The organism is Mannheimia haemolytica (assembly GCF_004342115.1).
Classification (GTDB): Bacteria; Pseudomonadota; Gammaproteobacteria; order Enterobacterales; family Pasteurellaceae; genus Mannheimia; species Mannheimia haemolytica.
Genome location: NZ_SMAC01000035.1, coordinates 1 through 24,266 on the forward strand (window position 1 = coordinate 1; position 24,266 = coordinate 24,266).

The 24,266-nt window shown below is 38.6% G+C and carries 21 protein-coding genes; 17 read left to right on the forward strand and 4 right to left on the reverse strand.

The annotated features are described in order from the left end of the window. Positions 1-407 precede the first annotated feature (407 nt). The 8 genes from EDC41_RS11425 to uriH all read left to right on the forward strand — a co-directional run bounded on the left by EDC41_RS11425 (position 408) and on the right by uriH (position 11,322). Complete coding sequence (locus EDC41_RS11425) at positions 408-1,397, forward strand: alpha-2,8-polysialyltransferase family protein (protein WP_237052086.1); 990 nt, start codon at positions 408-410, stop codon at positions 1,395-1,397. Further along, positions 1,387-2,589, forward strand: coding sequence for a DUF6716 putative glycosyltransferase (locus tag EDC41_RS11430; RefSeq protein ID WP_115262466.1), 1,203 nt, complete (start codon positions 1,387-1,389; stop codon positions 2,587-2,589). The genes EDC41_RS11425 and EDC41_RS11430 overlap by 11 nt, the downstream gene beginning before the upstream one ends. After that, positions 2,570-3,808 carry a hypothetical protein gene (locus EDC41_RS11435; protein WP_006250484.1) on the forward strand — a complete coding sequence of 413 codons (1,239 nt, stop codon included), beginning with the start codon at positions 2,570-2,572 and terminating at the stop codon, positions 3,806-3,808. Before EDC41_RS11430 ends, EDC41_RS11435 begins: the two co-directional genes overlap by 20 nt. Positions 3,809-4,046: 238 nt before the next feature. Further along, positions 4,047-6,137, forward strand: a complete 2,091-nt coding sequence (locus tag EDC41_RS11440) for a capsular polysaccharide biosynthesis protein (RefSeq protein ID WP_006250485.1) — start codon at positions 4,047-4,049, stop codon at positions 6,135-6,137. Between the two features lie 22 nt (positions 6,138-6,159). Further along, entirely contained in the window at positions 6,160-7,392 is a 1,233-nt protein-coding gene (locus tag EDC41_RS11445) for a capsule biosynthesis protein (protein ID WP_006250486.1), read from the forward strand. A gap of 80 nt (positions 7,393-7,472) precedes the next feature. After that, a complete protein-coding gene (locus EDC41_RS11450) occupies positions 7,473-8,534 on the forward strand; it encodes a ParA family protein (protein ID WP_006250487.1) in 1,062 nt (353 codons plus the stop codon). 150 nt (positions 8,535-8,684) lie between these two features. Continuing rightward, entirely contained in the window at positions 8,685-10,337 is a 1,653-nt protein-coding gene (locus EDC41_RS11455) for a phospho-sugar mutase (RefSeq protein WP_006250488.1), read from the forward strand. Between the two features lie 52 nt (positions 10,338-10,389). Then, complete coding sequence (gene uriH, locus EDC41_RS11460) at positions 10,390-11,322, forward strand: uridine-preferring nucleoside hydrolase UriH (RefSeq protein WP_006250489.1); 933 nt, start codon at positions 10,390-10,392, stop codon at positions 11,320-11,322. A gap of 21 nt (positions 11,323-11,343) precedes the next feature. Here uriH and recG read toward each other — a convergent pair whose 3' ends face one another. Genes recG through EDC41_RS11475 form a run of 3 tightly spaced genes read right to left on the reverse strand, consistent with a single transcriptional unit; the run spans position 11,344 to position 14,144 of the window. Beyond that, a complete protein-coding gene (recG, locus tag EDC41_RS11465; protein ID WP_006250490.1) occupies positions 11,344-13,425 on the reverse strand; it encodes an ATP-dependent DNA helicase RecG in 2,082 nt (693 codons plus the stop codon). 3 nt (positions 13,426-13,428) lie between these two features. Further along, a complete protein-coding gene (locus tag EDC41_RS11470; protein WP_006250491.1) occupies positions 13,429-13,857 on the reverse strand; it encodes a type II toxin-antitoxin system VapC family toxin in 429 nt (142 codons plus the stop codon). After that, positions 13,857-14,144, reverse strand: coding sequence for a type II toxin-antitoxin system Phd/YefM family antitoxin (locus tag EDC41_RS11475; RefSeq protein WP_006248272.1), 288 nt, complete (start codon positions 14,142-14,144; stop codon positions 13,857-13,859). Before EDC41_RS11475 ends, EDC41_RS11470 begins: the two co-directional genes overlap by 1 nt. 163 nt (positions 14,145-14,307) lie before the next feature. Here EDC41_RS11475 and htpG point away from each other — a divergent pair, with 163 nt between their 5' ends. The 8 genes from htpG to EDC41_RS11515 all read left to right on the forward strand — a co-directional run bounded on the left by htpG (position 14,308) and on the right by EDC41_RS11515 (position 22,266). Next, the gene (htpG, locus tag EDC41_RS11480; RefSeq protein WP_006250492.1) at positions 14,308-16,191 is read left to right on the forward strand and encodes a molecular chaperone HtpG; all 1,884 of its coding nucleotides are present in this window, start codon (positions 14,308-14,310) and stop codon (positions 16,189-16,191) included. A gap of 88 nt (positions 16,192-16,279) precedes the next feature. Further along, positions 16,280-16,426, forward strand: coding sequence for a hypothetical protein (locus tag EDC41_RS11485; protein WP_230269068.1), 147 nt, complete (start codon positions 16,280-16,282; stop codon positions 16,424-16,426). Between the two features lie 163 nt (positions 16,427-16,589). Next, complete coding sequence (gene proS, locus EDC41_RS11490; RefSeq protein WP_006248268.1) at positions 16,590-18,305, forward strand: proline--tRNA ligase; 1,716 nt, start codon at positions 16,590-16,592, stop codon at positions 18,303-18,305. Positions 18,306-18,412: 107 nt separating this feature from the next. Next, complete coding sequence (locus EDC41_RS11495; protein WP_115262467.1) at positions 18,413-19,327, forward strand: glycosyltransferase; 915 nt, start codon at positions 18,413-18,415, stop codon at positions 19,325-19,327. A 131-nt stretch (positions 19,328-19,458) separates the two neighbouring features. Further along, positions 19,459-20,157 (forward strand): acid phosphatase AphA, encoded by a 699-nt coding sequence (gene aphA, locus EDC41_RS11500; protein ID WP_006248266.1) that lies wholly within the window; start codon positions 19,459-19,461, stop codon positions 20,155-20,157. A gap of 180 nt (positions 20,158-20,337) precedes the next feature. Next, complete coding sequence (gene udp / locus EDC41_RS11505; protein WP_006248264.1) at positions 20,338-21,099, forward strand: uridine phosphorylase; 762 nt, start codon at positions 20,338-20,340, stop codon at positions 21,097-21,099. A 74-nt stretch (positions 21,100-21,173) separates the two neighbouring features. After that, positions 21,174-21,770 carry a hypothetical protein gene (locus tag EDC41_RS11510; RefSeq protein ID WP_006248263.1) on the forward strand — a complete coding sequence of 199 codons (597 nt, stop codon included), beginning with the start codon at positions 21,174-21,176 and terminating at the stop codon, positions 21,768-21,770. 10 nt (positions 21,771-21,780) lie between these two features. Next, positions 21,781-22,266: a chorismate--pyruvate lyase family protein gene (locus tag EDC41_RS11515; RefSeq protein ID WP_006248262.1), complete on the forward strand. Its 486-nt coding sequence runs from the start codon at positions 21,781-21,783 to the stop codon at positions 22,264-22,266. Between the two features lie 37 nt (positions 22,267-22,303). Here the strand turns inward: EDC41_RS11515 and EDC41_RS11520 are convergent, their stop codons facing one another. Then, complete coding sequence (locus EDC41_RS11520; RefSeq protein WP_006248261.1) at positions 22,304-23,173, reverse strand: NAD(P)-dependent oxidoreductase; 870 nt, start codon at positions 23,171-23,173, stop codon at positions 22,304-22,306. A gap of 129 nt (positions 23,174-23,302) precedes the next feature. On the opposite strand from EDC41_RS11520, the gene murI reads away from it, so the two are divergent. Continuing rightward, entirely contained in the window at positions 23,303-24,094 is a 792-nt protein-coding gene (gene murI, locus EDC41_RS11525; RefSeq protein ID WP_006248259.1) for a glutamate racemase, read from the forward strand. Positions 24,095-24,266: the final 172 nt, after the last annotated feature.

The following is a 24,266-nucleotide window of genomic DNA, read 5'->3' on the forward strand; positions in this document are numbered from 1 at the left end:
AATGAGTTTGTTTTGTTTGTACTGACTTAGACGACTTTTTCTCATTTGGGTATCTTAACCTAAATGGAGTTTTTAGTCGTTATCTAGGACAGCCCTTTTATTTTTATGTGTATTTTGATATTATAGTCTCTCTTTCTGTAAGAAATTAGTTCAATTTCAATAAGATTATTAATTAGCGATGTAGGTTAAAAAGTGATTAAGACAATAAAGAAATTATTAGTATCTCCTATCGAATTCTTTCAGGATTCGTGGTTTTTAAAATTTCATTTAGCAGAAGATTATAGAAAAACAACAAATCTATTTTTTATTAGTCAAATGGGGCAGCTAGAACAATACCAAGGATTAATAGAAAAACTAAAGTTAAAAAATAATGTATTAATTGTATTATATACGAAAAAAATCAATTGATGCCTAAAAATATTGCTGAAAGATGTAATAAAGAATTATTTAATTCTATTAGGTTTTTATGTTTGCCTAAATCTCCGATGAGATTAAATATTAAAAATTATATAATGATGCTTAATTCTTATAAGCTTCTTCTAAAAAGAATTAAACCAAAAGAATTATATATTTCTAGTTTTGAGAGACATTATTCTTTATTAGGGACTCTCGCAAAAAATATGGGTTTTAAGGTTAATTTGGTAGAGGAAGGTACAGGAACATATAAATATTCGTCGATGCAAGAAGCTTGTAAAAAGTTAGATGATTCAATGAATTATCAAGAAAAGAAGGTATACAAAAAAATTTCCAAGTCATTTATATATAAAAACATTAGATCTTCTCTAAAACCATTTGATTCATTTGATCATATATATGTTGCTTTTCCTGAAAAGGTTAAAAATGTCTTTAAATGTAATAAAATAAGTTTTTTCTCTATTTATGAAAGTAGATTGGAAAATGAACATGTTTCTGAATTTATTAGAAATAATAAATGTTCTAAAAAGAATATTATCTTTTGTGCACAAAGATATCCTATCCCAGAAAGAGAATATATATCTACAATTTTAGATATATTATATAAATACGCAAAGGAGTATAAAACAAAGGTTTTTATAAAGTTACACCCTAAAGAAAGGATTGAAACTATTGATGTATATAAAGAACTATCTAAAGATAAGCAAGGTCTGATTATTATGGAAAATATTTCTTTTCCTGCGGAGGATTTTATATCTCAATTAAAACCAAGAAAAGTTCTATCTATTGCCTCTACATCTCTTGTTTATACTACTTTAATATCAAAAGATATTAAGGCAATTTCTATATATCCTCTATTTAGAAAAGAAGTTCTAAAGAAAATAGAGTATAAAGAAGAATATTTTAAAGATATAGAGAGTCATTATTCATTACTAAGTAAGTTTGATGGTATTAGAATATTAAATAATACAAATGAAATATAGTAATTATAAAATATTAGTAGTTTCAACCTATGATTCTTTTTTAAAAGTAGGAATTAATCTTGCCAGAAGGATTAATCATAGTAGTATTGAAGTTGCAATACAATATGTAAAAAAGAATCAACTTTCTATTCGTCAATTAGTTGAAAGTGGAGCAAATAACTATCGTGTCTTTGATTATAAAATATTGAATAATTCGGATTTTTCAAAGTATGATATAGTTATTGCAGCACTAGGTAATATAGCCTCGCAGAAACTAATTACACGTTTGTATTCCTTAAATAAAAGACCTCTGATTATTACCTGTTTCTCAGGGAGTATTTTTGGTAATGCAGAAAGTATATCATCTCGTATTAATTCAGATATTTTACTCGTAAATAATGAGAGTGATAGAAATATTGCTCAATCTATAGCATCTGAGTACGGTTTGGAAACTACTATTTTAAATTATGGGCTAATTAATCTTGATTTAAGTTTTCAACGAAATAAGAAATCTGGTAAAAATATTTTTTTTATTGATCAGGTAAAAATTCCACAGCTAAAAACTGAAAGAGAATATGTATTAGAAAAACTTCTAGAACTAGCTAGAAGTAAACCTGATTATAGTGTTTTCTTAAAAACTCGTTTATATGGGAATGAAATAACTGTTCATAAAGATCAGTACCCTTACGCACATTTACTAAGAAATAAAAAAAATATTCCTACAAATTTTAGTTTATATAATGATTCCATTGAAGTTGCTTTTCAGGAAATGGATATTTGTATATCTTTCTCTTCAACTTCTGCTTTAGAAGCAATCTATTATGGTATCCCTACTTATATTATTAAAGATTTAGGTATTAGAGAAAGCTTGTATAATCCTCCTTTTTTGCAGAGTGGTTTGCTTACAGATTTTAGTCAGTTAGATAGCTTAGAGCAATTCTTGCAAATTCCAAATAAAGATTGGTTCGATAAACAAATAAAATTTACTCAAGATAGAGATAAAGAACTAAATAATATTATTGATCAGTTAGTATTTCTACCTAGAACTATATTATCTATCAATTATAAATTAACGGGAATAACAAATAAAAGGTTTTATCCTAAATTTAGTAAGTTCTTTAGATCTCCAAAGAATTTTTTCTTAGACTCAGTAATTATGGAAAAATTTAAAATTCTATATAGGAAAACATTGTATGCTATCAGAAAAAATTGACGTTTTAATTAATACTGCAAAGATTTTGTATAAAAAGAGTAGGTTCTCTTCTTGCGTGGATGTATGTAATATATTTATTGAAGAAGGTAATAGTAGTTATTATATTTATGAGCTACTAGGAGAATGCTATTATAGACTAAATATGTTAGATTTGTCTCTTAATTCATTTAAAAACGCTTTAGAACTAAACAACAAATTAGTTAGTGCTAAATTTAAAAGTATTGTATTAAAACATAGATTACATAGAAATTTAACCATAAAAGAAATTACTGAAATAGAGAGTGTTGCAGTAAAAAGAAATAATATGAACTGGCTTCGTTCAGTATCTTATATTCAATATAGTTATGGAATGTACGATGAATGTTTTAAGAATTTAAAAAGATTAGAGGAGTCAGATAGTATTATTTATTCTCTTGATTATATGACAATGGCAGAGTGCTGTAAAAGAGATAACGAATATGAAAAATATAATTTGAAAGAATTAGATAATACTTTTTATTATAAGTATGAAAATAATAAATCATCAACATTATTAGTTACATTATCTGCAACAAATAATTTTGCATTGCAAAAGTATGAGTATTCTTCTGATAAGTTGTTTTTAACAGATAATTCTCACTCTTACTATATGCTATCGTATAATAAAATTGGTAAGCTTATAGAGAAATTATGTAATGATAATAATTATAGAAAAATATGTATTGTAGGTTTATCTAAGGGGGGAACAGGGGCTTTGTATCTCTTCGATTATATTCAAAATCATATTCCAAGTGTTGAGATAAGATGTATTGCTTTCTCTCCTCAAGTAAATATATATCCGTTTAATAGAAATCTAAATATTCCTAGCTATAGGAAATTACAAGAATATATTGATTGTAATACATTAATTGAGCATAAGGTACAGAATGTTAAACCTATCAAGAATATTATTTTAAATTCTTCTCAAAATAAAGTATTTGTTTTCTATGGGAGAAATTTTACAATGGATTTAATCGAAGCAAGAGAGTTAAAACATTTTGAACTTGTGGAATTACCTTATTCTGGGCATGCAACAGTAATACCTTTAACTGTTCCTGAAGGAAAGACTAAAGAATGGTTAAGTAATCTTACAGTTGATCCTGATCTAGCTGCATTAGGAGGAATAACGGATTTAATAGATGAAATTTGGGAAATATATCAAAATAGTAATATGCGATTATATAAATTCCTTGATAGTTAGTTTTATATGCCAGAAATAATTATTCGGGACTAAAACACATTATATAGATGATATACCTAAAGTAAATTAAGCAGTGAATTAGATTTTATTCAAAAAGATTGCGAATTTTTTGGCAAAAATTACGTAGGAATAATTTTATAAAAAATATTAGGTCTGCTAGAAATTGGGTTATTGCATAGTTGTTAGTTTTTGAAAATTTGCAGAGAACGTTTAATAAATTTAAAGATAATTATTAAGTATGCTCATTTCCCTTATTTTTTCGAACGGAATTTGTCGTATTCCGAATTTAGAACATTTTCTACCTGATTGTCGTATTATTCGAATACCTTCTTGGCGTAAGAAATTAGGTAATAAGGCTAAGGTAGATCAAATCATCGGCTGGGGGCTTCGTCCTTCAGCGGTGGGAGCAAGAGCTTATGCACAAAAACACCAACTTCCTTATATTGCATTAGAAGACGGCTTTTTACGCTCATTAGGCTTGGGTGTAAAAGGCTATCCGCCTTTTTCTCTAGTGTACGACGATGTCGGGATTTATTACGATACTACTTGTCCTTCCCGTTTAGAAAAATTCCTGCTTGAACAGCCTTTGCAGGATCAAGAGCAAATTAAGCTTGCAGAGAAAGCTTTATCTCAAATCTTAACTTATCAGCTTTCTAAATATAATCACGCATTAGATTTTAGTGAAATCCCCTCTATCAAAGAAAAAATCGTATTAGTTATTGACCAAACCTTTGGTGATATGGCGGTGAAATATGGCCAAGCGAGTGAAGTGGATTTCAATAAAATGTTGGAAACGGCAATCAGTGAGAATCCAGAGGCTCAGATTTGGGTGAAAACTCACCCCGATGTATTAAGTGGCAAGAAGAAAGGCTATTTGACCGATTTGCCTCAATATGCTGATAGAGTTCGTATTATTACTGAAGATGTTAATCCGGCAAGCTTGATTAAATGGTGTGAGAAAGTCTATTGCGTAACTTCGCAAATGGGCTTTGAGGCATTATTGTTAGGTAAAAAAGTGGTTACCTTTGGTGTGTCGTGGTTTGCCGGTTGGGGGGTAACAGATGATCGGCATAACTCAGTTCAATTATTAATCCAACAGAAGAGACGGCAAGCACGCTCATTGTTACAACTATTTTATGCAGCATATTTTGATTACAGTCGTTATATTAATCCGAATACGGGTGAAAAAGGCTCTATTTTTGATGTGATTGAGTATCTGCACAAGGCGACAATACTCAACCGGCGTTTAAGCGGAAATGTATATTGTATAGGTATGTCATTATGGAAACAGGCTGTCATTAAGCCGTTTTTTAATTTGCCTCAATGCCGTTTACATTTTGTGCGTTCGCTAAATTCTTTGAAAAAACGACCGCTTGCAGAGAATGCTAAAATTTTAGTGTGGAGTAATGGTAAGCCTGAAATTATACAATTTGCGAAAGAAAATCATATTCCACTGTTGAGAATGGAAGATGGTTTTATCCGTTCGGTTGGACTTGGGGCAAATTTAGTTGCGCCACTTTCTTTGGTAGTAGATGATTTAGGTATTTATTTTAATGCAGAGAATCCTTCCCGTTTGGAACAAATTTTATTGGAAGCGGAGGATTTTTCTGAAAATGATTTGTCTTATGCTGAGGCATTAAGACAAAAATTAGTGGCCACCCATATTGGTAAATATAATGTCGGTAGTGGTGAGGTGCAGGTTAATGCCCAAGGCAAAAAAATAATTTTAGTACCGGGGCAGGTTGAAGATGACGCTTCGATAAAGTCCGGTTCTCCACAAATTAAAAGAAATCTGGATTTACTGAAAAAAGTGAGGGAATTAAACCCTAGTGCCTATATTATTTATAAGCCTCACCCTGATGTGGTAAGTGGTAATCGAGTCGGTCAGATTCCTACGGCAGAAACACGCAGGTTTGCGGATCAGATGGTGGATAATGCCAATATTTTAGATTGTATTTTAATTGCAGATGAAGTGCATACAATGACATCTTTAGCCGGTTTCGAAGCATTATTAAGAGGTAAAAAAGTGCATTGCTACGGATTACCTTTTTATGCTGGTTGGGGATTGACGGAAGATAGATTGAAGTCGGCACGCAGAGGTAAATCTTTGACATTATCTCAGTTAATTGCCGCAACATTGATATATTACCCTCTGTATGTTGATCCTATAAGCAGGCAGTTTATTGATGCCAATCAAGCGATTCATATATTGTCACAACAGAAACGAAACCTAACCAATCAAAGGATTAAACGTTCTTGGGTGAGTAAACAATATGGAAAATTACAGCATCTTTATCGTGCGTTTAAATATGCTTCCCACACTAAATAAGCGTAGAGGGTAGGAAATTAAGATGGAACATTATTTAGATGAGCTAATCATCAATAGCCAGAGAATTTTATTGTTACAAGGCCCGATAGGCTCTTTTTTCACTGAGTTTGCCCGTTGGTTAGAAAGTGAGCAAAAAGAGGTCTTCAAGTTAAATTTTAATGGCGGAGATGAATATTTCTATCCAAATAATAGCCCGAATACTTTTCCTTACTATGATAGCTTAGATAATTTTGAAGCCTATTTAATTCAGTTTTGCCAAACTCATCAAATAGATAATATCTTATGTTTTGGCGATAATCGTTATTATCATAAAGTGGCTAAAAACGTTTGCTTGAAGTTAAAGTTGGTCTTTTGGGCGTTTGAAGAAGGGTACTTTAGGCCAGAATATATTACGTTGGAAAAATGGGGTGTAAATGCTTTTTCTCCAATCCCGAAAAATCACACTTTCTTTTTGCCTTATGTCGAGTTACCAGTAGTCAGTGAACCAGAAAAAGTAGCTAAAGGCTTTAGATGTATGGCGGGAAAAGCAATCCCGTACTATTGGAATGCCTATAAAAAACGTAAAGCATACGCAAAATATAAGCATCATCGTTTTCTGAATCTCAAATACTACCTTAATTTATGGACAAGGTCGGGAATTAAGCGAATATGTTATTGGTTACATGATAAAGGATTTGCCAAGCGGGTAGAAAAAGGAGAGTTTGGTGAATTTTTCATTGTGCCTCTACAAGTTTATGATGACACTCAAGTGAGGATTCATAGTGAACAAAAAAGTGTAGAGCGTTTTTTAAGGGAAGTGCTGAATTCCTTTGCCAAATTTGCACCGGCACATCTCAATTTAATTATTAAGCATCACCCGATGGATAGAGGATTTATAGATTATAAAATGGTGATTTATGAATTCTTAGAGCAATATCCCCAATTAAACGGTAGAGTTTTTTATATTCACGATGTGCCGTTACCTATCTTTTTACGTTATGGGAAAGGAATGGTGACTTTAAATTCAACCAGTGGGCTTTCTGCATTGCTCCATAATATGCCGGTCAAAACCTTAGGTAGAGCCAATTATGATTTTGAGGGATTAACCGATAAACAGCCATTAGATACTTTTTGGGCTAATCCTCAGCCACCTAATTCGGAAGTATTTAAAGGCTACAGACAATTTCATTTACATAAAACGCATATTAACGGTAATTTTTACCATAAATCGATTTTGCGTTATCCTTATAATTGGGAAAATGAAGCACACAGGTGATGGAAAATATTAAAATAAGTAATATCTTATAGCTAAATTATTGTGTTATTATTACACCTATTGTTAAAAGAGGGGGCATTATGGCTATTTATGCAATATGGAATAATAAAGGTGGGGTTGGTAAAAGTTATTTAACTTTTCAAATCGCTTGTGAGTATGCAAAACAATACCCAGCAAAAAAAGTTCTCGTTGTTGATTTATGTCCTCAAGCAAATTCATCATCTATGCTATTAGGCGGCCTTGAAAAAGGTGAGCAAGAGTTAGCAAAAATTCATTCTCAAGTAAACAAGAATACTATTTCAGGATATATTTCAGAAAGATTAGTAAGTCCTTACCGTTCTATTAATAGTGCAACGAAATATGTAACTCAAGTTAGCACTATAAATGAATATGTACCAAAAAATGTTTATCTTGTTGTTGGTGATGAGGAATTAGAAATCCAATCATCTGGTATTTTACATGCTTCCCAAGCTGTTCATGTTCCTGATTCTTGGCGGCTAGTGCATCTTTGGGTGCGTGATTTAGTTTCTGATATACAGAACGCTTGGGATAATGATGATAACGTTGTATTTATTGATTGCAATCCAAGTTTCACTATTTATACTGAATTAGCGTTGGCTGCTTCAGATAGATTGATCATCCCTTTTTCCGCTGATGGTTCATCAAAACGAGCTGTTAAGTCTGTATTATCTCTAGTATATGGGGTTAAAAGGCACTCTGGGGATGTCAGCTCTCATTTTTATACAGAATCTCAAAAGAGTAAGTTAGCATTACCTCAAATTTATATGTATGTAGGTAATAGATTAACGATAAATGCCAAAGCATCAGCAACCGCATTTAAAACAGTTGTAGAGGAAATAGGTGATGAAATCTATAATATATGGAAAACTAATGCTAATTTGTTCTGTATTCACCTAGCAGGTGTTGGTACTCCTACAAATAAATCAAGCTTCAGAAAAATGTTTCAGTATGAGGTGAGAGATGCAAATACAGCATCTGTTGTTTCAGGTGCTTTAGGTATTCCGATTAGTCGCTTATCATCAGGAAAAAGAGATGTTTTAGGTAAAAATGTAATGGTGAATCAGTCACAATTAGATGCTCAAGTTCCTAACATTCAAAATCTTGTTCAGTGTATAGAATAAAGAAAAATAGCGTATATTAAGTACGCTATTTTTTATTTCTGACAAATCTTTTTATTTGATAGCTCGATCACAAAAAAGAAATATCTCCTTTTAAATAAAAGGACTTTGGGCTAATCTAAACAGAGTTTTTAAATTACATAGGAGTAAAAAATGACTATTTTCCAAGTTGCACAAAATTGGTTAGCCCAAGACCCGGATGCAGAGACCCGTGCGGAATTAGAGCAGTTAATTCAAGCGGCAGAATCGGACGAGAAAGCAAAAGCAGAATTAACAGCCCGTTTTGACGGACGTTTACAGTTTGGTACGGCGGGTTTACGTGGTCGCTTACAAGCGGGTTCAATGGGTATGAACCGTGTTTTGGTGGCACAAGCTGCCGGCGGTTTAGCTGGGTTTATTAAAGGTTATGATAAAGAGCCGTCAATTGTTATTGGTTATGACGGTCGTAAAAATTCCGATGTGTTTGCCCGTGACACCGCTGAAATTATGGCAGCGGCAGGCATTAAAACGTACCTGCTTCCTCGCAAATTGCCAACACCAGTGCTTGCCTATGCGATTCAATATTTTGATACCACAGCCGGTGTGATGGTAACTGCCAGCCACAACCCACCGGAAGATAACGGCTATAAAGTTTATTTAGGTAAAGCTAACGGTGGCGGACAAATTGTTTCGCCGGCAGATAAAGAAATTGCTGCTCTGATTGATAAAGTAGCAGCAGGCGATATTCGTGATTTACCTCGTAGCCAAGATTTCACGGTGTTAGACGATGAAGTGGTAAATGCTTATATTGAGAAAACCGCCTCACTAGCCAAATGGCCAAAAGCCGAAATAAGCTACGTTTATACTGCAATGCACGGTGTGGGCTATGAAGTGTTAAGCAAAACATTAGAAAAAGCCGGCTTACCGCAACCGTATTTAGTTAGTGAGCAGATTCAGCCGGACGGTTCGTTCCCAACGGTTAATTTCCCGAACCCGGAAGAGAAAGGGGCGTTAGATTTAGCGATTAAATTGGCGAAAGAGAAAAATGCCGAATTTATTATCGCCAACGACCCGGATGCTGACCGTTTAGCGGTAGCCGTGCCTGATGCTCAAGGCAACTGGAAACCACTGCATGGCAATGTAATCGGCTGTTTCTTAGGCTGGTATTTAGCCAAACAATTCCACGCACAAGGTAAACAAGGCGTGTTGGCTTGCTCGTTAGTATCCTCTCCGGCGTTAGCTGAAATTGCGAAAAAATATGGTTTAAGCTCGGAAGAAACCTTAACCGGCTTTAAATATATCGGAAAAGTTGAAAACCTATTATTTGGCTTTGAAGAAGCCTTAGGTTATTTGGTTGACCCAGACAAAGTGCGTGATAAAGACGGCATTTCCGCTGCCATTATGTTCTTAGATTTAGTGTGCAGCCTCAAACAAGAAGGTAAAACCCTTGCGGATTACACCACCGAGTTTGTACAAGAGTTCGGGGCTTATGTAAGCGGTCAAATTTCGATCAGAGTTTGTGATTTAGCCGAAATCGGCAAATTAATGACGGCGTTACGCAACAATCCTCCAAGCGAAATTGGTGGCTTTAAAGTGGCTGAGTTTATTGACCATACCAAAACCACACGCCAAAATGACATTTTAGTGTTTGTGTTGGAAAATGGCAGCCGTTTGATTGCTCGCCCTTCAGGTACTGAGCCGAAAATTAAATTCTATTTAGATGCTCGTGGCACAGACGCTGAAAACGCAGAGCAAGTGCTGGCTCAGTTTGACGAAAGTGTGCGTTCGCTGCTTCGCCAAGAAGAATACGGCAAACAAGATTGCTAATGGCATTAATTGAGGGGGAGCTTAGGCTCTCCCTTTTTTAAAGGAGACAATAATGGCTCAAAAAATTATTTTAGATTGTGATCCGGGGCATGACGATGCGATTGCGATGATGCTCGCTTGGGGGAATCCGAATATTGATTTGTTGGCAGTGACTACGGTGGTAGGCAATCAAACCTTAGAAAAAGTATCGCGTAATGCGTTGGCGGTTGCGGAAATTGCTCATATTTGCAACGTTCCTTTTGCCAAAGGTTGTGCCAGACCGCTGGTGCGTGAAGTGGAAAATGCCCCGGATATTCACGGTGATTCGGGAATGGATGGGCTTGTACTCCCTGAATCTACCCGACAATTTGAGAAAAAACACGCCGCTCAATTAATTATTGATTTGATAATGTCGCACCCGGAGAAAAGCATTACCTTAGTGCCGACCGGTGGGCTAACCAATATTGCTCTAGCTGCCCGCCTTGAGCCCCGTATTATTGAAAGAGTGAAAGAAGTGGTGCTGATGGGCGGAGGTTATCACACCGGCAACTGGAGTGCGGTGGCAGAATTTAATATTAAAATTGACCCGGAAGCTGCTCATATTGTGTTTAATGCCGGTTGGAAGGTGACGATGGTCGGCTTAGACTTAACTCACCAAGCACTTGCGACCCCCGATGTGGTTGAACGCTTTAAGGCATTAAACAGCAAATCGGGGCAGTTTGTGGTGGAATTGCTGGCGTTCTTCGCCAAAATGTATAAACAGGCTCAAGGCTTTGATGCTCCACCGGTTCACGATGCCTGTGCGGTGGCGTATGTGATTGACCCAAGCCTGATTGAAGTTCAGCAAGTGCCGGTCAATATTGAGCTAACAGGCACGCATACACTGGGTATGACGGTGGCGGATTTCCGCTACCCGCCAAAACAGTGTAATACTTGGGTAGCAAAAAAATTAGACAAATCCCGCTTTTGGGATTTGGTAATTGAATCGGTGAAAAACCTGCCGTAATCTAAATAACCCGCTTGCCGGTTAAGCGTTGGTATATTCCGCCTTGTTGTCTAACCAACGCTTAATTAACGCCTCTGCAAGCGGTTGATTTTCGCTAATAATTTGCTTGGCGTAACGTTGCACCAGCGGAATCATTTTGCGGTCTCGCATTAAATCCGCCACCTTAAATTCTGCCATTCCGGTCTGTTTTGTGCCGAGAATTTCACCTGTGCCTCGAATCTCCAAATCTTTTTCGGCAATGTAGAAACCGTCTTGGCTATCACGCATCACTTGTAACCGCTTGCTGGAAATTTTCCCGAGCGGCGGTTTGTACATTAAGACGCAATGCGAGGCGGTTGCCCCTCGCCCAACACGTCCACGCAACTGGTGGAGTTGAGCCAGCCCGAGTCGTTCGGAATTTTCGATAATCATTAGGCTAGCATTCGGCACGTCCACTCCCACTTCAATTACGGTGGTCGCAACCAGCAAATCTAAATTCGCTGCCTTAAATTCCGCCATAATCGCTTGTTTTTCCTGTGGTTTCAGCCGTCCGTGTACTAACCCGATGCGTAAATCCGGCAAGGCTCGCTGTAAATCTTCGGCAATCGCTGCCGCGGCTTGAGCCTCCAACACTTCGCTTTCATCAATCAGGGTGCAGACCCAATAGGCTTGGCGGTGTTCTTGCTTACAGGCTTGGTACACCCGTTGGACGATTTCTGCTCGCCGATCTTCAGAAATCACCACAGTCGTGATTGGCGTTCTACCCGGTGGCAGTTCGTCAATGATTGAGGTGTCGAGGTCAGCATAGACCGTCATTGCCAGCGTTCTCGGAATGGGGGTCGCCGTCATAATGAGCTGATGCGGATAGTTATTTTCTTTCGCTCCTTTTTCCCGCAAGGTCAGCCGTTGGTGTACGCCAAAACGGTGTTGTTCATCAATAATCACCAACGCTAAATGGTGAAATTCCACATTGTCTTGGAACAGGGCGTGAGTGCCGATAATCATCTGCACATCACCGTTTTTGATTGCCTCAAGTTGTGCGGTTCTCGCCTTGCCTTTCACTTTACCGGCAAGCCAGCCAACCTCAATCCCAAAGGGATTAAGCCAGTTGGCAAAATTATTGGCGTGCTGTTCGGCAAGAATTTCGGTCGGTGCCATTAATGCCACCTGCTTGCCGTTATCAATCGCTAATAGTGCTGCCAAGGCGGCTACTAAGGTTTTACCTGAACCAACATCGCCTTGTACCAGTCGCATCATCGGGTGTGGTTTGGCAAGATCTTGCTCAATATCTGCGGTTACTCGGCTTTGTGCGTGAGTAGGCTTAAAAGGCAAACTGTCGAGAAAACGCTGTTTTATATCGGTTTGGTAAGTAAGTGCCTCTGCATATTGCTGTTTTACCCCTAAACGGAGTTGCTGCATCGCTAAATTGTGTGCCAGCAGTTCTTCAAAAATCAGCCGTTTTTGAGCAGGGTGGTCACCTTTTTCCAAGACTTCGGCAGAAATCGTCGGCGGTGGGCGGTGCAATAACTGCAACGCTTCTTTTAGGCTGTATTTGTGCGGATTGTATTCATCAGGCAACAGCTCGGCGACTTTCACTTTCTCTAATAAAGCGAGGGCTTGCTCGGTTAATTTCCGCAGCGAGGCTTGTTTTAACCCCTCAGTGGTGGAGTAAATCGGGGTCAGGGTTTCAGCCAGTACAAGCGGTTGATTATCCCGAATAATTTGATATTCAGGGTGGTGAATTTCCGCCATAAATCGCCCACGCTTAATTTCCCCAAAGGCTTTTACCCGAACGCCGGTGGCAAGGCTATTTTTCATTCCAGCATTGAAATTGAAGAATTTAAGCATAATTTTGCTGGTGCTGTCGGAGAGTGTAACCGATAAAATCGGGCGTTTACCAAACTGGACTTCGGTAAGTTGTACATAGCCTTCAATGGTGGCAAAGCTTTCCGGGCGAACATCAGCAATCGGGGTAATACGGGTGCGATCTTCATACCGCATTGGCAGATGAAACAGTAAATCCTGCACATTATTAATGCCGATTCGACTTAACTTTTCGGAAATTGCCGCTCCTACGCCGGAAAGGGCGGTTAATGGCACGCCGTCTAATAATTGTTCACTCATTATTTATGCGGTTTCAAATGGGTTAAATAAACGCACATCACAACGGATAAAATCTTTGGTGTTGCGGGTGACTAAAATCAGATTGTGGTATTTGGCGGTTGCCGCAATATAAGCATCATTTAAATCCATTTTATTGGGAATATGGTACTCTGATGCCAATAGAGCAATGTCGTTATTCACCACAAACGCTTTTGTTTGATAAGCCTTTAATACATTATTTTCAAACCAATCATTTAATCGGTCTGATTGTTCTTTGTCTTTGCGGGCTTTCAGCAAAATACCTGTTTTGATTTCAGATAACGTAATACAGCTGATATTGGTCTGGCTAGGATTAACCCCTCTCAGCCACTGGCGAACATTGACATCCATCTTGTCATTTCTTAACTTATAAAGCTCGGAAACTATATTGGTATCAAAAAGGTAGCGATACATTACTCATCTCCAAAATCAACAGGTCTTGGTTTATTGCTTTTGCGGATTTCAACCAATGTTTGTTCAAACTCTTGCCAAAATTCATCGCTCACATCCTCATTTTCGGAAGAGGCGAATAGCTCTTCAAAGCTTGGCTCGCTAGGCTTTTTCTGCTGATAATCCATATAACTAGACACCACATTGACGATTTTGCCCCATTTGGTAATAAAAACCGGCTCTTTTTCTGCCATTTTTAACACTTTGCTGGCATTTTGATTAAATTCTCTGGAAGTAATGGTTATTGCCATATCGATCTCCAAAATGTAGTAAAAAGATGAGTGTATTTTATTAAATGTAGTAATATCTTTCAATTAATTCGCTATTTGGCAACAGATATTTTGCAAAAAATCTTGAAAATCTGACCACTTGCCCCATCTATTCCCTGTTTTTTAATGAATAAAGGAATACACAATGGCAAATAATCAAGAAACCCGTGGCTTCCAGTCGGAAGTGAAACAGTTATTGCAACTGATGATCCACTCGCTTTACTCCAACAAAGAAATTTTCCTGCGTGAGCTTATTTCCAACGCCTCTGACGCCGCCGATAAATTGCGGTTTAAAGCCCTTTCCGAGCCGGCTTTGTATGAAGGTGATGGCGAACTGCGTGTGCGTGTCTCTGTTGATGAAACACTCGGTACGATTACGATTGCCGATAACGGTATCGGTATGACCCGTGAGCAGGTGATCGACCATCTCGGTACGATTGCAAAATCTGGTACCAAAGAATTTTTGAACGCACTCGGCACTGAGCAAGCCAAAGACAGCCAGCTTATCGGGCAGTTCGGCGTGGGCTTTTACTCTTCTTTCATCGTGGCGGATAAAGTGACAGTCAAAACCCGTGCCGCCGGAGTGCCTGCCGAGCAAGGCGTGATTTGGGAATCTGCCGGTGAGGGCGATTACACCGTTGCCGATCTGGAGAAAAAAGAGCGTGGCACGGAAATCATTCTTCACTTGCGTGAGGACGAAAAAGAGTTTTTAAACGAATGGCGTTTGCGTGAGATTATCGGCAAATACTCCGACCATATCGGCCTGGCGGTGGAAATTCAGACCAATGAATACGATGACGAGGGCAAAGCAAGCGGTCAAAAATGGGAAAAAATTAACAAAGCTCAAGCGCTTTGGACACGCTCAAAAAATGAGATTAGTGACGAGGAGTACACCGAATTTTACAAACACCTCAGCCACGATTTTTCCGACCCGCTGATTTGGTCGCACAATAAAGTCGAAGGTAAGCAAGAATACACCAGCTTGCTGTATGTGCCGAGCAAAGCCCCGTGGGATCTGTTCCAACGCGAGCAAAAACACGGCTTGAAACTCTACGTTCAGCGTGTATTTATTATGGACGATGCGGAAGTCTTTATGCCGAACTACTTGCGTTTTATGTGTGGCTTGCTCGACACCAACGACCTGCCGCTCAACGTCAGCCGTGAAATTCTGCAAGAGAATAAAGTTACCCAATCGCTCCGTTCTGCCTTAACCAAGCGTGCGTTACAACTGCTGGAAAAATTGGCGAAAGACGATGCCGAAAAATATGCCCAATTCTGGCAAGCGTTCGGCGTGGTGCTGAAAGAGGGCGTGGGCGAAGACTTTGCCAACAAACAACAGGTTGCAGGCTTACTCCGTTTTGCCTCCACCCAGCGTGATGACAGCGAACAAGCGGTCAGTTTTGCCGATTATATTGCAAGAATGAAAGAGGGGCAGAAAGCGATCTACTTCTTAACCGCAGACAGCTACCAAGCGGCTAAAAACAGCCCGCACTTAGAGCTGTTCCACAAAAAAGGCATTGAGGTGCTACTGCTTTCCGACCGCATTGATGAATGGTTGGTTAGCCACCTCACCGAGTTTGACGGCAAACCGCTACAAAGCATTACCAAGTCGGACTTAGACTTAGGCGAGCTTGCCGACAAGCAGGAAGAAGAGAGCCAAAAAGCCCAACAGGCGGAGTTTGGTTCGTTCTTAGAACGGGCGAAAGGCTACTTTGGTGAACGGGTCAAAAACGTGGTGCTGACTCACCGCTTAACCGACACACCGGCAGTGGTTTCCACTGACAGCGATGAAATGACCACCCAAATGGCAAAACTGTTTGCAGCAATGGGGCAACAAGCACCAGAAGTGAAATATACTTTTGAGCTGAACCCAGATCACCCAATGGTGAAAAAAGTAGCTGATCTTGCCGATGAAGCCGAGTTCGCCGATTGGATTGAACTGCTGTTTGAACAAGCTCTGCTTGCTGAACGAGGCACGTTGGAAAACCCGACAGCCTTTATTAAACGGGTAAATAAATTGTTGGGCTAGCCATTACTAAAAACGGAAATCTAGGTTTCCGTTTTTCCATATTCAATATATAATGGAACAAAAATTAAACAATGTATTCGGGGGAATAATGTTTAAAGAAAAAGATTATGATGAATATTTAGAGGCTAAAGTAAAAAAAGGTCTGGCAGAAATCGAAAAAGGTCAGATTTTTACTCTTGAACAAGCAAATGCCGAATGGCAAGAGATTATTGAGCAAATTGAACGAGAAAATTAAGCATACACAGTTTAAGAAAATACCCTTAGTTAAAACAAAATAACCGCTTACAAGCGGTTATTTTTTTATAGGATTTTGCAAAATTTCCTGAAAATTTAACCGCTTTGTTTTAAAATAAGCAGATTTTTTCAGGTTTCAAAGTTTAAAAAGAATAGGAATAGCAATGCGTACAAGTCAATATTTATTTTCAACCCTTAAAGAAATGCCGAATGATGCACAAGTAGTTAGCCATCAATTAATGTTGCGTGCCGGAATGATTCGCCCGATGGCGTCAGGTTTATACAACTGGTTGCCGACCGGGATCAAAGTGTTGAAAAAAGTGGAAAATATTATTCGTGAAGAGATGAACAAAGGCGGGGCTATCGAGGTATTAATGCCGGTGGTTCAGCCGGCGGAATTATGGGTGGAATCCGGTCGTTGGAATGATTACGGCCCGGAATTATTACGTTTTAAAGATCGTGGCGAGCGTGATTTCGTGCTTGGCCCGACTCACGAAGAAGTGATTACCGACTTGGTTCGCCGTGAAGTTTCTTCGTACAAACAACTTCCGCTGAATTTATACCAAATTCAAACGAAATTCCGTGATGAAGTCCGCCCTCGTTTCGGGGTAATGCGTTCGCGTGAATTTGTGATGAAAGATGCCTATTCTTTCCACACCACACAAGAGAGCCTGCAAGAAACCTATGATGTGATGTATCAGGTTTACAGCAATATTTTCACCCGTTTGGGCTTAGATTTCCGTGCGGTGCAGGCAGATACCGGCTCTATCGGCGGTTCAGCCTCTCACGAGTTCCAAGTGTTAGCCTCAAGCGGTGAAGATGATGTGGTATTTTCAACCGAATCAGATTTTGCTGCCAATATTGAATTAGCCGAAGCGGTTGCGGTGGGTGAACGCCAAGCACCAACGGCAGAAATGCAATTAGTGGATACGCCAAATGCGAAAACCATCAATGAATTAGTAGAAAATCACGGTTTAGCCATTGAAAAAACGGTGAAAACCTTAGTGGTGAAAGGGGCAACTGAAGAGCAACCGTTAATTGCGTTAGTGATTCGTGGCGACCACGAGTTAAACGAAATTAAAGCTCAAAAACACCCGTTGGTGGCTGATCCGCTTGAGTTTGCCGATGAAGCGGAAATTAAAGCCAAAATCGGTGCCGGTGTTGGCTCGTTAGGTGTGGTGAATATGCCGATTCCGGTGATTATTGACCGCTCAGTGGCGTTGATGTCAGATTTTGGCTGCGGTGCGAATATTGATGGCAAACACTACTTTAACGTGAACTGGGAGCGTGATGTTGCTGTGCCGGAAATTGCAGATTTACGCAATGTGGTGGAAGGCGACCCAAGCCCGGACGGTAAAGGCACACTTCAAATCAAACGAGGTATTGAAGTAGGGCATATTTTCCAATTAGGCAAAAAATACTCAGAAGCAATGAAAGCCACTGTGCAAGGTGAAGACGGTAAACCGCTAGTGATGACAATGGGTTGTTACGGTATCGGCGTTACCCGTGTGGTGGCAGCTGCGATTGAACAACATTATGATGATCGTGGTATTATCTGGCCTTGTGATGAAATGGCGCCATTTACGGTGGCGATTGTGCCGATGAATATGCACAAATCGGAAAAAGTGCAGGCATTCGCTGAAGAGTTATACGCTAACTTAAAAGCTCAAGGCGTTGAGGTGATTTTTGATGATCGTAAAGAACGCCCGGGCGTGATGTTCGCGGATATGGAGCTTATCGGTGTGCCGCATATGGTGGTTATTGGTGAGAAAAACCTCGAGAACGGCGAAATCGAATACAAAAACCGCCGCAGCGGTGAAAAACAGATGATCGCCAAAGAGAGCTTACTTGCGTTCTTAAAAGCGAATGTAAAGGCTTAATTATAAATAACAAAATTGGGCGTATAAAATACGCCCTTTAATATAAAGCAGCGAGTATTTAACTAAAGTATAAAATACTCTATTATTTTTAGAATATAGGAAATAGAATGCGTGTCAACCAACCAACCAACCAACCAACCAACCAACCAACCAACCAACCAACCAACCAACCAACCAACCAACCAACTGTAGCTGTTATCAGTTCAACAATTGGTCGTCCTGAATTAGAAAGAGCTGTTTTAAGCGTACAAAATCAGACTTATCCTTGTAAACATTATGTTTTTGTTGATGGAGAGAAATATCACCAACAAGCGGCTGATATTTTAAAGAATTTTCCAAGTGTTATTGTTACTTATCTCCCAATGAATACCGGGGCTGATGGTTGGGTAAATAGCAGCATTAATGCAATTGCACTATTTTTAGTGAAAGAAGATATTATTTGTTATCTGGATGATGATAATTGGTTTGAACCTACTCACGTTGAATCTGGTGTGCATGCTTTATTAGAAATGCAATCTGATTATGCTTACTCTTTACGTAATTTTTATGATTTAGATGGCGAGTTTTTGTGTATTGATACGATTGAATCGTTGGGAGAATATAATTGCGTTTATCAAGAACCATTAGAATGTAATTATCAATTAGGTGGTGTTAAAGGTGTTTTATCAATAAATCTGAATGATTGTCAGCATATTGATACGAATTGCTATTTTATTCGTAGTGAGATAGCTCGCCTTATCAGTACGGCTTGGTACACAGGTATTCATAATGATAGAAATGTATATAAAAAATTACAAGAATTGGCACTAAAAGGAAATTGTACAAAGAAAGTTACGGTTAATTATACTCTTGATACACGTAAATATTATGGATCAGTATTTAATGAATTATTAGAGGAGCCATTTTTATTAAGCGAATATGATGCCTATCAATTTACGAATGAGGTGATTAAATTTCATTCAGAAGAAAGCCTTAAAGCTTGGGGAGGTTGCTTGATTTGGGAACAGAACAATGGCTCATAAGCGTTAAGCGTAATCGTTTGCTTGTGATCATATTCACAAAATAAGGTTTTTGTATTAGCTAAGAGTGCCTAATAAGATTAAAATAGGTATGGTTAATCATATGGAGGTATTTTATAAAATTTACATTAAAAATGACGGCAGCGACAATGTTTGCATCTCTTATTGCTTTTTCAGCACAAGCAGGCGGACCAAAAGTAGCTTATACCCAGCCGGGAATTGATATGCGAACACATGAAGCACAGCAAGCGCCAATTCATTGGGTATCTATTGAGCAAATTAAAGAAAGCATCAAAGATTTACCCCCTATGGCGGTAAGTTTTGATATTGATGATACTGTTGCTGCAACTAGCGGTTGCTTCCACTACGGAAAGCAAAAATATTCGCCAGACGATTTCAGCTACTTAAAAAATCAAGATTTTTGGGACGAAATTAATGCTGGCTGTGATAAATATTCTTTGCCAAAGCAAGTTGCTATTAATTTAATAAAAATGCACCAAGAACGTGGTGATCAAGTTTATTTAATTACGGGGCGTACCGCAGGTAAAAATGAACAAGTTACAACGATTATGCAAAAGTATCTTGGTATTAAAAATATGCAACCGGTAAATTTTATGGGGGGGAAAGCACATTCAACAAAATATGATAAAACCCCTGCGATTATTGAACATAAGGTGCAAATTCACTATGGTGACAGTGATGATGATATCTTAGCTGCCCGTGAAGCCGGTATTCGAGGTATTCGTATACTTCGTGCAGCAAATTCTAATTATACGCCATTCCCTCAGGCCGGAGGATATGGTGAAGAAGTTGTTGTCAATTCAAGTTATTAATTTCTTAGTCTGAAATATGGCCACCATTGCGTGGCCATCATTTTTTATTTATATAATGACGAAACCGTTTACCTTTGATCTAGTTCACAAAATCAAACTTTGCTTGCAAAAAATTGTCGTAAATTAACCGCTTGCTAAGATAGAATGGCTCATATCCAGTTAGATAAAAAGGAGATAAAAATGTCTGAAGTATTTCATTTAGGTTTAACCAAAGCCATGCTCAAAGGTGCAAAAATTGCAATCGTTCCGGGCGATCCGGCTAGAAGTGAACGTATTGCCAAAAAAATGGACAACCCAGAGTTTTTAGCCTCAACCCGTGAATTTACCTCTTGGTTAGGTTATTTAGATGGCGAACCGGTGGTGGTTTGTTCAACCGGTATTGGCGGACCGTCGGTGTCGATTTGTGTGGAAGAGTTAGCACAGTTAGGTGTTCGCACATTCTTACGCATTGGCACAACAGGTGCAATTCAAGAGCATATTAATGTAGGCGATATTTTAATTACCACCGGAGCGGTGCGTTTAGATGGTGCGAGCCAACATTTTGCACCAATGGAATATCCTGCAGTAGCGAATTTTGAATGTACTAATGCTCTTTATGCAGCAGCAGTGGAATCAGGCGTTACACCTTATGTGGGGATTACAGCTTCATCAGACACTTTCTACCCGGGGCAAGAACGTTACGACACTTTCACCGGCAAGATCTATCGTCATTTCCAAGGTTCATTAAAACAGTGGCAAGATCTCAATGTTATGAATTTTGAAATGGAATCCGCCACTCTCTTTACGATGTGTTCGGCATTAGGCTTGCGAGCAGGTATGGTTGCTGGTGTAATTGTAAACCGCACTCAACAAGAGATTCCGAATGAAGCAACCATTCACGACACCGAACATAAAGCCGTTTCGGTAGTAGTGGAAGCGGCAAGAAAATTAATTAAAGGCTAATCTTTAAATTTAAAAGCAAAAAAGGTAAATTGTCTTTGTTACAATTTACCTTTTTTCTTTTTAGGGAGCTTTCTATGAAAAAATGGTTGATGTTAATTACATTAATTTTCGGCATTACCGCTTGTTTTTCCAGTTTAGAATTTGATGAAAGTAAACAAGAAAAAATCAATTCATTCTTGATTGTTGGTAATAAATTATATGTGGTGGGTGAACTGCACGATTATGAATTTGAGCATCAGCAAGTTGCGGAACTGAATAATTTTCTCAAAAGCCTAATTGCTAATAAAATCAAATCTGTTGAGGCAAACTTCGAGGTTAAGGAATCCAAAAAAGTGGAAGGTAGTTATAGAATTATTTTAGATGGGAAATCACTTACAGAAAGTGAAAGAAGTACGGTGATGGATACCTTTCATTTTAATTCAGCTCAAAATCCATCTATTACTTATCAGGCGGAAGGGAACTTGGTGAAATTAGCCAATAGAGAAGAGCTTTTGCAAAAATTCCGATTTAAACAAGCGCTTGAGGCGAATGTGCGTTATTACAAAATGAAAAGTGGTCTTCAAAATACGGCTGAAGGAGCGTTAAGTATTGTAATGTTGCCTGTTGCTGTAGTAGCTGTTTTACCATTCTATATGTTTTGGGTTGGTGCTTGTGCCACTTACGGATGTTAAATAACTTTTTATGTATTCTCTATACCTGAAAATTTTATCGGAATGCGATTGGTGTTGTGATCCAAAAACACTTTCTACCTACCAGCAAGAATGGCTTCTGCACGAAGGGTCACTTACCCAAAAATTGTATGATGTCGCAACCAATTTCAACGTGGAAGTAGTACAAGAAAAGTGGATTGCAAAAAACAGTGAAAAAACGACCGCTTGTAATGAAGATGTTTGGTCGCGAGAAGTGTTACTGAAAGATGGTGAAAAAAATTGGATTTTTGCCCAAACTCTTGTGCCAAGATCAACAATCGAAAATATCGCTCAAAACGTGTTGGAATTGGGCAATCAGCCGATTGGTTTATGGCTATTTTCTCAAAATCCTACTCGCACCAAATTAGAATGGACACAAACAGAGAACGGTTTATTCGCTCGGCGTGGGGTGTATGAAATTAGAGGGTATTCTCTGGAAATTCGAGAGCTTTTTTTAGAAACCTTTCCTTATTTATAAAAAAATCGGTTGGTAATGACACCAACCGATTTTCATCTTATTTTGCCAAGAACTGATAAATTGCAGCCATATCCACTTCGCTCAAGCCTGAATCATTGGCTTGATTGTAGGTTTTAGTGGCTTGCTCAATAAGCGGGTAAGATTTGCCTAATTTCGCAATTTCTTCGCTTGCCAAATTAAAATCTTTGGTCATATGTTTCATCATAAACGCAGGCGGAAATTCATTAGCTTGGTACATCGGCACTTTTGCTTGGAAGATCGGGCTGTTCATAAACGAGCCTGAAATCATTTCGATTACTTTCTCTTTCGGAATGCCATATTGGTCGGCGAAGTTTAACGCCTCGCCATAGGCTTGAATGAAGATGCCCAGTAGCGAGTTGATCATCAATTTAATCCCACCGGCTTTACCCACTTCACCATAATAGAAAGTGGTGGTACTAAAGGCAGCGAAAAGCGGTTTGAGCAACTCAACGGTTTCTTCTTTACCGGCAGCCAGTACCAATAGTTTACCTGCTTCTGCCACTTTGCTTGAACCGGAAACCGGAGCTTCAACAAATTCTGCACCGTGTTGGGCTAGTAGAGCTTCTACCGCCTGGTTTTGGCTTGGGGAAATGGTGCTCATATTCACCACTACTTTGCCGTTTAATTCAGCCAACACTTCATCGCTTAACACCTGTTGCACGGCGGCATAGTCTGCAATCATCAAGAAAATCACATCGTAGGCTTTCACCAATTCCAACACAGAAGGATATAATGTGCCGCCTGCTTCAACTACCTTTTCTGCTTTTGCTGGGTCGCGGTTGTAAACGCCCACGTTCACTCCGCTATTTAGCAAATGTTTTGCCATCGGTTCGCCCATTTGCCCTAAACCAATCCAACCGACTGCTTGTGTATTAATGTTTTTCATTATTTTTCTCCTTACTGAATAAAGCAAATTGATTATTGCGATTTTCCCTCATCAAGTCAAATAGAGAGAACTTGAATATAGCAATGGAAAAGAGTAGCATTTTAGCACTTACTTTTTTGAACAATACCAATGAAACCAACAATTCTTTTATACGATTCCGGAATGGGCGGATTGACGATTTACGATGAAATCCGAAAAGTGTTACCGCACGCTCACTATTTATATTGCTTTGATAACGCTTTTTTCCCATATTCCGAGAAGTCGGAAGCAGTTTTAATTGAGCGAGCGGTCAAAATTGTGCAAAAAATTGCAGAAAAACAACCGCTTGATATGGTTGTTGTTGCTTGTAATACGGCAAGCACAGTGGTTCTGCCGGCATTGCGTGAGCATTTTAATTTTCCGATAGTAGGAACTGTACCGGCAATTAAACCGGCAGCGGCAATTTCCGAAACTAAAGTCATCGGCTTGCTCGCCACTAAAGGCACGGTTGCTCGCCCTTATGTTGATGAATTGATAAGAAAATATGCTCAGGATTGTACGGTAGAAAAAATTGGCACAACCGATTTGGTTGAAATTGTTGAAGAAAAACAACGAAGCGGTAAAGTGGATATGAACCGACTACAAAAAGTGGTCGAGGCTTGGCAAGGTAAGCCGGAATTGGATACGGTTATACTCGGTTGTACCCATTTTCCCTTAGTCAAAGCTGAATTACAGCAATTATTGCCCGATGTGAAATATTTTGTTGATCCGGGTGTAGGTATTGCCAAACGGGTGCTAAGCCTTTTGGAAGAACGCAAATTTCAACAAAAAGCCGATTTTGAAAATCAAGCATTCTGCACTAAACAAAGTTCTGCATTTAATATCAAACAAGACGTTATGCAGAATTGGGGATTTAATAATCTTTCGGTGATTGACATTTAAACAAAACAATCTGTTTTGATGAAAAAAGGTTCAGTTGAGCAAAAACTTTAAAAAAGGGCTTGCACTCAATTTTAAAATCCCTATAATACGCAGCACACAACGACGCACTGTTGTGAACATTTAAAAGTTGAATTCGGTGCGTCGTTTCTTTTTGTTCTTTAACAATTTATCA